Genomic DNA, 12,214 nt, shown 5'->3' on the forward strand with positions numbered 1-12,214 from the left:
GCATTGGTGCTGTGTGTTATACGCACAAGCGCGTAGGGGCGTACGTTCGTCGCTCTATTTCATGTTTTCGCCCCAAAATTACCCACCTTTACTCTGCTCTGGCGGTTCTGTCGTTTATGCACCCTGCTCCCGCATCGGCTCAAGTGTCGCTGCAAGAGGCAGTTCTGACAGCCACCGCGAACGACCCCGGGGTTGAAGCCCTTCGTCAGGAAGTGGCGATTAAAGCGGTTGATATCGAAGCTGCCCGTGATGCCTATTTCCCGTCGATCAGCCTGTCCGGTGAAACCAGTTCGGCGGATGACGACGACAACGGACTGACGCTCAGCGTGACGCAGGTTCTTATGGATTGGGGCAAAACCAAAGCCGAAATCGAGGAAACCTCACAGGCGCGGGTTCAGGCCATGTCAGACCTGAAGATGGCTGTAGAAGACTTGAGCTTCGAGATCGCAGGCTTCTTTCTTGATGTTGAAGTCCTCGACCGCAAGATTGCCTATACCAAAGAATATATGACCTTTGCGCGCCGCCTCGCCAAACAGGCGCAGGATCGCGGTCGTGCAGGGCTGAGCGACAACAGCGAGGTTGCGCGTGCCCGGTTGGAGATCGCGCGCGCTGATGAGCAAATGGCTCAGCTTCTTGCCAATCGTCAGATCGCCTTGGCGCAGCTTGAATATCTAGTTGGAACTCCGATCAGTGATGTCAGTCGACCACCTGATATAGGATTTTCCAGCCATTACGGGATGCCTGAAAAAATCCGCGCCGCCATTCGCCTCGCGCCTGAATATATTTCGGCACGAGCTTCCGTCGCAGAGGCCGAAGCTGGCGTGAAATCCGCAAAAGTGCAGAGGTTTCCGACCATCAACCTGCAAGCACAAGCGCTTCTGGATATGAACGGGGACACGGAAACCGCGATTGGAATTTCCACAGGAATAGACTTGAATTCGCGCGGCTTTGGGCAACGCCAGATTCAGTCCGCAATGCTGAAAGTCGAGAGCGCCAAGGCCTCTCTCAACGGTGTTGAACGCGAGCTTATGAATACCGCAAGCAGCGCATTGCAACGGTTGAGCCTGTTGCGTCAGAGCGAACAATCCAAGGCCCTCCAGTTGGCGGAATCCGAGAAGGTTCTTGCCACTTATGAACAGCAATTTGTCGCAGGGCGGCGGGAAATACTCGACCTGCTGACCACCGGCCGTGATCTCTATGACGCTCAAATCGATGAGATCGATACCTATGACGAACGTAAACGCACGGCATATGAGGCCGCCAAAGATCTCGGCGTTCTGGGCACGATGCTGTCCGTGAGACCAGTCCTGCAATAATACAAGGCACAAAGAGGCTTTAGAGACATGAAAGACACGGCATTTCACGATCCTCTCGTTCTCGGCCTTCTCGAACTCTGCCGAATACAAGGGGTTTCGACCTCCGTCACGCAGTTGACGGAGGGGCTGCCGCGCGAAGACGGCACCAAACTTACGCCGGATTTGGCACCTTTGGCGCTTCGTCGCGCAAATATGAGTTGCCGGATCAGCCGCGAACCTTTGCGCACCATTCCGGCGCACAGCTTCCCTGTTCTTGTGTTCCTTAAAGACGGACGCACAGTCATACTCGAAGAGCTGACCGGCGATCGCGCGACAGTCGTCTTGCCGGACTCCGGTGGCGGCAAAGCGATATGGACGTTTGAGGAACTCGACCGTCTTCATGATGGCAAGGTTCTCATCTCAAAACCGATCGACATTGTGTCGGATCGTCTGGACGGGAAGAAAGAAGGGCACGGGCATTGGCTGCTCGGGCCATTGTGGGAAAACTGGTGGATTTATCGCGATGTGATGATCGCCTCTTTTGCCGCGAACCTTCTGGCCGTGGTGACAGCGCTATTTTCGATGCAGGTCTATGACCGCGTCGTGCCAAACAATGCCATAGATACCTTGTGGATTCTGGCCAGCGGGGTTGGAATTGCCATCGTCCTCGAACTGATCCTGCGTCTGATGCGGGCCTCTTTGGTGGATGTATCCGGTCGTGATCTTGATCTGCGTCTCTCGGCGCAGCTCTTTGACAAGGTCGCCAATATGCGGCTCATCAACCAGCCCTCTTCGACCGGTGTGTTCGCCAATCAGGTGCGTGACTTCGCCGTTGTGCGGGAGTTTTTCACCTCTGGCACAGTGACCGCCATCAGCGATCTGCCCTTTGTGGTTATCTTTCTCGGCCTGATCTGGTTTATTGGCGGGCCGATTGCCTTTGTGGTTCTGGCTGGGGTCGTCCTGACCATTCTACCGGGCATTGCAATGCAAAAGAAACTGGCGCGTGCGTCCAAAGAAAACACTCGCGAAGCAGCGGCTCTTAACGGCCTGTTGCTGGAAACGATTTCCAATCTTGAAACCGTGAAAGCGGCCCGCGCCGAGGGTCGCCTGCAACGGGCGCATGCGCAGCTGACCGCGACTATGGCCACCACCGCAATCAAGACGCGCAACATCACAACTCTGATGACGCAGCTTGTCAGCACAGTGCAACGTCTGGCCTACGCCGGAGTGGTGATCGCTGGTGTCTATCTGATCAATGCCGGTGAATTGACTGTCGGGAGTCTTATCGCCTGCACGCTTCTGTCCACCCGCGCCATGTCGCCCATGGGGCAAGTCGCGGGCCTTCTGGCAAAGTGGCAGCATGTGCGCGCCGCGATGGAAGGGCTGAACAACATCATGAATCTTTCCGTCGAACGGCCAGCGGATCGTCACTTTGTTCGCGCCGAGATGATAGAAGGTAAATACCACCTTCAGGAAACCGTGTTCCGCCATGATCCCCAAGCGCCGCCGGTTCTGGCTATACCGGAACTGAAAATCGCCGCAGGTGAGCGGATTGCCCTTCTGGGCGGCAATGGCGCAGGCAAATCTACAATGCTGCGCCTTCTGGCGGGGCTGACCGATCCGCAAGCAGGGAGCATTCTACTTGATGACCTGTCCCTGAGCCAGATTGATCCGATCGACCGCCGCCGGCAGATCGGCTATTTGCCGCAAAGCGTGGCCCTGTTCCAAGGAACATTGCGGGAGAACCTCCTGCTGGACCACGGGCTGCATTCTGATGAGGAACTGCTTCAGGCGCTTGATGCAGTCGGGCTTGGCAAATTCGTCCGCCAACACGTCCGCGGCCTCGACCTACAGATACAAAGCAATGCGAATGTGTCCGGTGGTCAACGACAATCCATCGGACTGGCGCGCGTTCTTTTGCAGGATCCGAAAGTGGTTCTTCTCGATGAGCCGACATCTGCCTTCGACCACGTTACAGAAGCAAAAGTCATTGCCCATCTGAAGGAATGGCTCAAAGGCCGGACCACGATCATTTCGACGCACAAGCGTGAATTGCTGGGCCTTACAGAACGCGCAATTGTCCTGAAGGATGGCCGGATCGCACGCGACGGGGATTTGCTGCAAATTCTCAATTCCGCGCGCGCAAATGCATCGCAAGGTAAACCTGTAAAGGCCGTGACATGAGCAGCCCCGACCTGATGTCCACAAGCCATATTGATGGAAGCTACCGGCGGCAGACCCTGAAGCGAGCGCGGCTGGTGATCCAGACGGTTGTGCTATCGTTGGTGATCGCTGTCGGCTGGGCCTCCGTCGCCCAGATCAACGAGATCACGCGCGGCGACGGGCGTGTCGTGCCCCTACGCAGGTTGCAGTCGATTCAAAGCCTTGAAGGTGGGATCCTCGCTGAATTGCATGTGAGCGAAGGCGATATTGTGCAAGAGGGTCAGTTGCTTGCCAAACTCGACCCGACAAAGTCGGAAACGGCATTTAACTCGACACAGGCGGAGATCACCTCTCTTTCCGCAGAAGTAAAGCGCCTTGAAGCGGAAGTTCTGGAACAGCCCGAACTGGATTTCGGCCCCAATCCGAATGAAGCGGAAGCCACAGAATTGCGCCTGTTCCAAGCGCGGCGCACAAAACTTGAGGCTTCTATTGCATCTCTTGTCGAAGAACGTGGAACAATCGAAAGCCAGATCGAAATCACCAGTCCGCTGGCCGAGTCCGGTGCGGTGAGCCAGATCGACCTGTTGCAGCTACGCCAGCAGAAGGCCGAGCTTGATGGCAAGATCAACGAGGTGCGCAACGCCTATGTGCAAGATGCCTACAAAGACCTCGCGGCCAGTCGGGCAAAGCTCACAACCTTGCAGCAGGATTTGATCCAGAAACAGGATGAGTTCCAGCGCACGGAAATCCGTTCCCCCGTGGCCGGTCGCGTCAACAACATCGAGATCACAACCCTCGGCGGGGTGGTGCAACCGGGTGAGCCGATCATGGAAATCACCCCAACAGATGATCAACTTCTGATCGAGACCAAGGTCAAGCCGCAAGACGTGGCTTTCGTCGCGCCCGGTATGCCCGCCAGCGTCAAGATCACCGCCTATGATTTTGCAACCTATGGCGATTTGCGCGGCGTTGTGACCCAGATTTCCGAAGACACGGTCGAAGAAGAAACCGCGCAAGGCAAGCAGGACTTCTACCGTGTCATGGTCAAGACCGAGACCAGCTATCTGGAACAGTTTGACGAACAATTCCCCATCCGGCCCGGGATGGTGGCACAGGTGGATATCGAAAGTGGCAATCGCTCGGTGCTGAGTTACCTGACGCGACCTCTCATGCGGGCACGGCTACGGTAAGCAACATCTGAACCTTTGATCCGACGCGGACATCCATGAAAGTAGAAAAGAGACAACAATGCTGCCTCGTTCCTGTGTAAATTCCGCATATATGAAAGGCCTCCTGCGAGGGGGGCTGATGTCGGGTGCAGTTCTGGCCTCTTCCTTGGGCGCTGCGGCACAATCCGGCGAAGGCAATAGCCGGATATATACGAAGGTGGTGGTGCGCGGCGCGGAGTTTATCCCCGAGGAGGATATCAAACTCACCTGTGGTGCTGTGCCGAATGTCCCCTACCTCACCATTGAACTGCGTGCGATCGAGGACTGTCTTATGTCCACGGGCGTCTTCGAAAGCGTCACGCTGACACCCGAAGATGACACGCTGGTGATTGCAGTCGAGGAGTTGAACACCCAACCGGGACGCATCGAAGCCTCACTGGCCTACTCCTCACAAGACGGCTTGATCGGCGGGCTGTCCTTTGAGCAATACAACCTTTTCCCCGACACTTATGGGTCTGTTCGCCTCGCATATAATGACGAAGTGAAACGTGGCATCGCGCGGCTGTATCATGTCGACATGATCGAGGATGTTCTTGATCTCGGTCTCAGGGCCGGATGGGAAGAACTGTCCTATGATGACACGCCCTATACCGAGAAAACCCGCCAGCTTGAAGCCTATGCCGTTTGGAATGCCAAACCCGACACCCGTCTGGAGGCGGGGCTCGGCTATCGCAGCTATGGCCTTTTTGACGTGTCAGCTGATGCCAGCCCGCTTTTGCTATCGGAGGAAACATCAACCATTGACGCCCCGTTCATGCGGTTCGGGCTTGATCACAGTTCCATTTCCAAAGGCGAAACTTCTTGGGGTGCATGGAATTATCAGTTCGGGGTGGACCAGTATTTCTGGAATCTCGGCACAGAGGACGCCCTAAGAGATTTCCGTCTCAAGACGCGCTCCTATGTCCCGTTCGGCAGCAGCACACGCATGTTGATTTCACTTGATGCAGGAACGGTCTCCGGCACCAACGGCAATGCAACACGGGTTATGGACCGCTTTACCCCCGGAGCAGACAGCTTTCGTGGCTTTGCCTCGGGTGGCGTTGGGCCGCGTGACAATGGTGATGCGCTTGGAGGCAATAACTTCGCGGTCTCGACCATCGAGCTGCAGAGGAATTTCGATAACTTCGATTCGACGCCCTTGATCGGCGGCGTGTTTTGGCAAACCGGCGCGGCATGGGGGCTTGATGACACCCAATCCGGCACGATTGATGACGACTACCATCAACGCAGTTCTGTCGGTGTCTCGTTGTCACTGGAAATCGGAATCGTCCCGATATCACTCTATGTCGCAAAGGCCTTGAAGAAAGAGGACGGCGATGAGGAACAGGTCTTCGGCTTGAGTCTGAGCACCAATTTCTGATCCCTCATATCGCTTCGGCATTGGCTGCGCATGATACAGGACTCTGGGCCCCGCCCCCGAATTGAAACGGCGCGCCTTCGGTGCACTGGGGCGTCTATTCAATTTTTCTCCTGTAGAAACAATTGGCTAGTGGATTTCAATATCCTCCGGCAGGGTGAGTTCCTCCGCATATAAATCCGTTTTTCAAAGCGATTGCTCTCCGGCGGAGCTCAGCGAAAGACCCCATAAATAGGTATTTTTGTATCAAAAGATATTTTCTATATACTAACGTATATTTCTTGTGCTAGCCTCAAAACAATCGTGGGCGAGAGACTACATTTCGTGCGTAGCACAATGTCACTCTCGCGGAACCAACGTGATGGATGATGCAGATATGAAACTCTTTCGCTCACACAAACCGCGTCCGAATGTCTCCACCCTTGAGAGCCGTCTTTTCGCGCGGATGGAGATAGAGATGAAGCATGCCAATTGCCCCAGCAACGGCGCTGTGCCTCTTTTGCGTGCAAACCGTGGTTGGGTTGATCCTTCATACAAACACACTTCTTTGACCGAGACCAAAGCCACACGCTGGTTGCCGGTGAACAGAGCTCTTCACACCGGGTAGTTCGCACGCACCAGCTAAATGGTGCAAGGAAAAGGATGTTGCCACATGTTGCGCCAGACTTTCGACACAACAAACTCCGCGCTTGTTACACAAAATGCGCTCGCCGAAGATCTGAACGTGCTTGCTCTTCTCGACTGGGACCACCTGCCCTATGAGCTCAGTCAGCCTGGCTGCGGGTATCGCATGTCACTCTTGCGTGGCGAAGACAGCGATCAGGCCCTCGGCATCCTGCGTCATAGCGAGAACGCGCCAGACATTCTTATTGTCGATGAAGATTTCTTTGGCTCGCCCGAAGCGGCCGCCGACATCTGTATGCAAATCCGGCGCGCGCAGCCTGATGCGTGCATCATCGCGATTGAAAGCGAGATGTGGGAAGGCGAGTCAGTCTTGGCAGAGTTGGGCCTGTGTAATGAAACCCTGCCCGCCAATGCGACCAAGAGACAAATTCTCGAAAAGCTGCGTGCTTTGAACTAAGCCCCGGAAACCCGCGTGCTCTAGATGTAGTTCTTGTCTTGCGCGACGATCACGGCTTGCGTGCGGTTGTTGGCGCCAAGCTTTGTGCAGATCGATTTCACATGCATCTTCACCGTAGCCTCGGCCAAAGACAGCTCTTCAGCGATTTCACGGTTCGGGCGACCTTCGGCCAACAAGGCAAGCACATCCATTTCGCGGGTCGACAAAGGCGATTGCGCTGTGCCCCGCGATTTCATCATATGCGGGTCAAGAAGTTCAACCGGAACGTACCGACCGCCTGCCGCCATGAAACGCATTTCATTAGCGAGATTTTTCAGGGACGTGGTTTTCAGAATAACACCGGAACCGCCCATTTGAAGAATTTCGGAGATGACTTGAGCCGTGGGATCACTGGTCAAGAGCGCCGTGGGCCGCCCCTCGTTTCTATCCAGCGCCTTCTTCAACCCGCCGACGCCATTCATACCGGGCATTTGCAGGTCCACCAAAACCAGATCAAAAGCTCCATGTTCGTCAATAATAGACAATGCAGCATCCAGATCGGGCGCGGTGCGCACTTCAAATTCAGGTAGATTCGATAGGAAATGATCAAACATATCCAGAATCATGGCGTGATCGTCCGCAATCAAGACGCTAATTTTGCTGCCTTGCATGGAACTTGCGGTTGCTTTTGGCATTTAGAGCCTCTCTAAAAATTATTTTGATAGCTTGTCTAATTTCCTACCGCCTAAACGATGTAAACTCAACATAGCTGACAGAAACAGTTTGAACCGAGAAATATCAACATGGTATGAATTAAATTCAAAATAACGACAAGTCTTGACGTCAGATCATTTACTTTTGTTTGAGTGTGTGAATGGCTTCTTGTGTTAGATCAAGACACTCTTCGAGTTCCGGGAAACGAGACGGGAGATCGCTGCCCTCATCAAAGTCGCATTCCATTGTTCTTAAACAGTTTTCAAGCGCACCAAGGCCGGTCAGGCTACACACGCCGGTGGCTGCATGTAGCATTCGACCCGTATCCGGCCCGACCCCGTCCGACTTAAGTTTGGTTAAAATATCTTTCGCTTCTGCATGAGCGCGCTGCATATAGGTCATTGCACCCTCCGTCCCTAACTGGGAGAGCAAATCTTGCACAACCTCATCTTTCAGGACCGGTGTGACGGTTTGCGAGATTTTAGCAATTTTAGGTTGGTGTGGCACAGGTGGCTCCGACTCATCAGGCTTGTGAAGCACAGCAAGGATTGCAGCACTTAATTGCGCCGGACGAATAGGTTTTTCCAACACCTTGGCGATACCGGCCTCATGGCAAGCTGTCACGATTTCGTCCGCAACATGTGCCGTCAGCGCCAGAATAGGCCCATTCCACCCACCCTTTCGGGTTTGACGCACACGCTGCGCAAATTCGACTCCCGACATATACGGTAGGGTCATATCCGTAAGTATAAGATCCAGATTGTCTACAATCTCCGACTTGTCTAGCAAGGATAGCGCCTCGATGCCGTTTCCGGCGGACCAGACCTTTGCTCCTGCGGAGGTGAGGATATGCTGAAGCCAGTCCCGACTCGTCGGGCTGTCCTCGACTAGAATCATCGATACGCCTTGCAAAGATGCATGCTTTTCTGGCGGGGTGCTTGGGCTGAAATTGTCAGCCTTCTCACCTTTCTGGAGCATAAAGGTGGCCTTTATTGTTGTCCCGATCACGTCTTTTGCGTGATCCGCACGGTCGTTTTCTGCGCCCTCGGCGTATCTGTCTGACAGTTCGAGTGTGCCCCCCAGCTGGCGCAGTGCATGGGCGAGCACATTCATCCCCGCAGAGGGACGGTCCTTGCGCTCTGTGACGGCAGGCGGTTGAGCCGCATCGCCTTGCCCCAAAGCCGCGCGCAGTCGTGCCTGTTGTTCGGGAGGAATGCCACCGCCCATGTCCTTGACCGTCAGGATAATCTTGAGACGTTCCACCCCGGTCTCCGGCGACGGCAAGGGACGACAGGTCAGGCCGATCTCGACTTCCTTGCCGCCGTATTTTGCGGAGTTGTCGATGATGTTCTGGAACAGCGCGCGCACGAAACGCACCGGTCCATGCACCCAGATGTCTTCATGCGGATCCAACCAGAGTTTGAGCGCCACATCCTGATTGCGCGCAATCGGCGAAATCATCATGACAAGCGTGCGCAATTCCTCCGTGAGGTTGAAGGTTTCATCAGGGCGTATACCGGCGACACTTTGCTCGCCGCGAATAACGCCAAGCACATTGCTGATATGATCAAGAGCCACTTCGGATGTCTGCTGCAGTTGCTCGCGCGCCTTATTTCGTTGCTCTTCAGAGGCTTGCCCCCCATCGTCCAGCACATTCTCCGCCGTTGCCAGAAGCGACTGGATCGGCGTGCGCAAATCATGCGCTACCCGCATAAGCGTCGCCGCGCGCGACCGGTTGCGCAGCCATGTGGCTTCGAGGTCATTCGAGGCTAGTCGTAAAAGATAGCCATCACCGGCGCCCAGAGACAGGTGGACGATTTCTCCCTCCAAAGTATCCGTCCCCAGTGTCAGTGAAACGGGAATACTCCCTGCCCGATGCGCCTGCGCACAAAGCCCGGGCCAGTCCAGACTGTCGTGAATGCCTTCCTGGTCGAGCAACAACCGCTGCGCAGGCGCATTGGCGAGCAACACCTTGCCGCCCTCGCTCGCGAGAACAGACGGTCTGCGATCCGTGGCGATCATGCGGGCAATCGTCTGAATAATGGGGCGCATATTAAAACCCTAACTGTTGTTTTCAGAAGGTCTGCGACGACTGTTCTGCCGCAGCCAATCCCGAAATTATAAGGCTGTTTGTTGTTCGCTTGCTCTGGTGATGAAGTAGACATCCACCGCCCACAAACCGACTGCAAGCCGGATTTCCAGATTTCTCATAATATGGCGTATCAGCAACATCCTTATGGATAGGTATTATATATTTATTGATTATTTTAGGTGTGACAGGTAATCCTTTTCCCTGTTAACTACATTTGGGTATTGGCCGCAGGGGTCTTCAGCAGAAGGATTTGAAGAATGGCGATGAGTGGATTTGTGGTTGGGGACGGTGTGGACGTTCAGATTCATCTGAACAAAGACAGCGTCAGCCGATATGTGAAATCGGGCAATGATCTTTTGGTTGAGCAAACCAATGGTGAGGTTCTGAACATTCAGGATTTCTATACGCCCACAGAAAATGGCGAAGCGCATCGCCTGATTTTTGAAGACGGCACATTCAGCGGTGTTGAAGGTCTGACGTCCGAAGAAGCCGCAGCGGCAGGGCTCGGACAAGGATTTGCCATCGACGAGATCGGCGCAGGCATCGCAGCCGCGGCCGGTCTTGGCGCAGCCGTGCTTTTGAGCGACTCAGATGATGATACGACAGACGAAGACAGCTCTGACGACAATACCGGGCAGGACGATGAAGACGACGGCACCGAAGGCGACGGCACCGAAGATGACGAAGCCGTAGTAACAACCGGGGCCGTAGATTCATTGTTGAGCGACGATGGAGTTCTTGGAACACTGACCGGAAACGAAGGCAGTCTTGGCGCCGTAACTGGCTCCGAAGGTCTTTTGGGCGACCTCGCTGGTGAGGACGGTCTGCTGAGTGCCGTGACCGGCGAAGATGGCCTCGTGGGCTCCCTTCTCGGCACCGGATTGATTGGTGACGGCACCACTTCGGACGACCCCCTCGCCAGCCTCACGGACCCGCTTCTCGGCGAAGATTCCTTACTGGGTGGCCTGCTCGGAAGCACTGGGCTGACGTCCGGCCTCCTCGGCTCCGAAGGCATCATTGGTGGTCTTTTGACTTCCGAAGGCCTCGTCGGCGGTCTTCTGACGGAAGACGGGCTTGTTGGCGGATTGTTGACGGACGACGGTTTGATCGGTGGACTTCTGGGCGGCAACAGCCTTGTTGGTAGCCTGCTTGGAAATAACGGCCTCGTTGGCGGGTTGCTTGACGGCCTGACCGACGATGATGGTCTGCTTGGCGGTTTGATCAGCGATGATGGCCTTCTGGGCGGTCTCCTTGCCGATGACGGCTTACTCGGTGGTCTCCTTGGTGGCGATGGCCTCGTTGGTGGACTACTCGGTGACGAAGATGGTCTATTGAGTGGCCTCACAGGCGGCGAGGACGGTCTGCTGGGTGGCATCCTTGGAGACGAAGGTCTCGTCGGCGGCCTGCTTGGAGGCGAAGATGGCCTACTCGGTTCTGTGACCGGAGATGAAGGTCTCCTTGGCGGTCTCACTGGCGGTGAAGACGGTCTGCTCGATGGTCTCACAGGTGGCGACGACAGTCTTCTCGGCGGCCTCGCCGGTGACGAAGGTCTGCTTGATGCGGTTGTCTCCGATGGTGGCTTGCTCGGAGATGTCACGGGCAACAGCGGTCTGCTCGGTGATGTGACTGGCAATGACGGCCTACTTGGTGAAGTGATCGGCGACGAAGGTCTCGTCAATGACCTGACAGGCCTGAGCCTCATCACAGACGGAGACGCCTCGGGGTCCAGTGACCTGCTTGGTGGCCTGACGGACGGCCTCTTGGGCGGTGATCTGCTCGGTGGTTTGACTGGTGGCCTGTTGGGCGGAGAAGATGGCTTGCTGGATGCGATAACCGGAGACGAAGGCATCCTTGGCGGCCTCACCGGCGGCGAAGGCGGTTTGCTTGATGGTCTCACAGGCGGAGACGACAGTCTTCTCGGTGGCCTCACAGGTGACGAAGGTCTGCTTGATGCGGTTGTTTCCGATGGCGGCTTGCTCGGAGATGTCACGGGCAACAGCGGTCTACTCGGTGATGTGACTGGCAATGACGGTGTGCTGGGCGAAGTGATCGGCGACGAAGGTCTCGTGAATGACCTGACAGGCCTGAGCCTGATCACGGATGGTGACGCATCGGGCTCCAGTGACCTGCTTGGTGGTCTGACGGATGGTCTCTTGGGCGGTGATCTGCTCGGTGACTTGACTGGTGGCCTGTTGGGCGGCGAGGAGACTGCCTGATTCCACAGAACGACCCATTCACAACAAACGCCCTGCCTTCTGGTGGGGCGTTTTGCGTTTGTGCAGGCCGCAAAAGCCTCACAAACGA

At 55.5% G+C, this 12,214-nt stretch carries 8 protein-coding genes; 6 read left to right on the plus strand and 2 right to left on the minus strand.

Going from position 1 to position 12,214, the window contains the following annotated elements; all coding sequences use genetic code 11:
* Window positions 1-116: 116 nt before the first annotated feature.
* The 5 genes from BM152_RS04765 to BM152_RS04790 all read left to right on the plus strand — a co-directional run bounded on the left by BM152_RS04765 (window position 117) and on the right by BM152_RS04790 (window position 7,125).
* Complete coding sequence (locus BM152_RS04765) at window positions 117-1,316, plus strand: TolC family protein (RefSeq protein ID WP_111481339.1); 1,200 nt, start codon at window positions 117-119, stop codon at window positions 1,314-1,316.
* Window positions 1,317-1,343: 27 nt separating this feature from the next.
* Complete coding sequence (locus tag BM152_RS04770) at window positions 1,344-3,479, plus strand: type I secretion system permease/ATPase (RefSeq protein ID WP_066601722.1); 2,136 nt, start codon at window positions 1,344-1,346, stop codon at window positions 3,477-3,479.
* Window positions 3,476-4,648, plus strand: coding sequence for a beta-barrel domain-containing protein (locus BM152_RS04775; protein WP_066601728.1), 1,173 nt, complete (start codon window positions 3,476-3,478; stop codon window positions 4,646-4,648). The genes BM152_RS04770 and BM152_RS04775 overlap by 4 nt, the downstream gene beginning before the upstream one ends.
* Window positions 4,649-4,766: 118 nt before the next feature.
* Entirely contained in the window at window positions 4,767-6,047 is a 1,281-nt protein-coding gene (locus BM152_RS04780; protein WP_158527946.1) for a BamA/TamA family outer membrane protein, read from the plus strand.
* A 649-nt stretch (window positions 6,048-6,696) separates the two neighbouring features.
* Entirely contained in the window at window positions 6,697-7,125 is a 429-nt protein-coding gene (locus BM152_RS04790; protein ID WP_066601735.1) for a hypothetical protein, read from the plus strand.
* A gap of 20 nt (window positions 7,126-7,145) precedes the next feature.
* Here the strand turns inward: BM152_RS04790 and BM152_RS04795 are convergent, their stop codons facing one another.
* Together BM152_RS04795 and BM152_RS04800 are read right to left on the minus strand one after the other, a co-directional pair.
* The gene (locus tag BM152_RS04795; protein WP_066601741.1) at window positions 7,146-7,799 is read right to left on the minus strand and encodes a response regulator transcription factor; all 654 of its coding nucleotides are present in this window, start codon (window positions 7,797-7,799) and stop codon (window positions 7,146-7,148) included.
* Window positions 7,800-7,956: 157 nt separating this feature from the next.
* Complete coding sequence (locus tag BM152_RS04800; protein WP_066601743.1) at window positions 7,957-9,870, minus strand: ATP-binding response regulator; 1,914 nt, start codon at window positions 9,868-9,870, stop codon at window positions 7,957-7,959.
* A gap of 297 nt (window positions 9,871-10,167) precedes the next feature.
* Between BM152_RS04800 and BM152_RS19505 the strand changes: the two genes are divergently transcribed.
* Window positions 10,168-12,126, plus strand: a complete 1,959-nt coding sequence (locus tag BM152_RS19505; protein ID WP_066601744.1) for a BapA/Bap/LapF family prefix-like domain-containing protein — start codon at window positions 10,168-10,170, stop codon at window positions 12,124-12,126.
* Window positions 12,127-12,214: the final 88 nt, after the last annotated feature.

It is taken from the genome of Celeribacter halophilus (assembly GCF_900114135.1).
GTDB classification, from domain to species: domain Bacteria; phylum Pseudomonadota; class Alphaproteobacteria; order Rhodobacterales; family Rhodobacteraceae; genus Celeribacter; species Celeribacter halophilus.

Coding starts and splice junctions, on each gene's coding strand:
- BM152_RS04765 (WP_111481339.1), top strand. CDS start 117: ATGCACCCTGCTCCCGCATCGGCTCAAGTGTCGCTGCAAGAGGCAGTT.
- BM152_RS04775 (WP_066601728.1), top strand. CDS start 3,476: ATGAGCAGCCCCGACCTGATGTCCACAAGCCATATTGATGGAAGCTAC.
- BM152_RS04770 (WP_066601722.1), top strand. CDS start 1,344: ATGAAAGACACGGCATTTCACGATCCTCTCGTTCTCGGCCTTCTCGAA.
- BM152_RS19505 (WP_066601744.1), top strand. CDS start 10,168: ATGGCGATGAGTGGATTTGTGGTTGGGGACGGTGTGGACGTTCAGATT.
- BM152_RS04795 (WP_066601741.1), bottom strand. CDS start 7,799: ATGCCAAAAGCAACCGCAAGTTCCATGCAAGGCAGCAAAATTAGCGTC.
- BM152_RS04780 (WP_158527946.1), top strand. CDS start 4,767: ATGTCGGGTGCAGTTCTGGCCTCTTCCTTGGGCGCTGCGGCACAATCC.
- BM152_RS04800 (WP_066601743.1), bottom strand. CDS start 9,870: ATGCGCCCCATTATTCAGACGATTGCCCGCATGATCGCCACGGATCGC.
- BM152_RS04790 (WP_066601735.1), top strand. CDS start 6,697: ATGTTGCGCCAGACTTTCGACACAACAAACTCCGCGCTTGTTACACAA.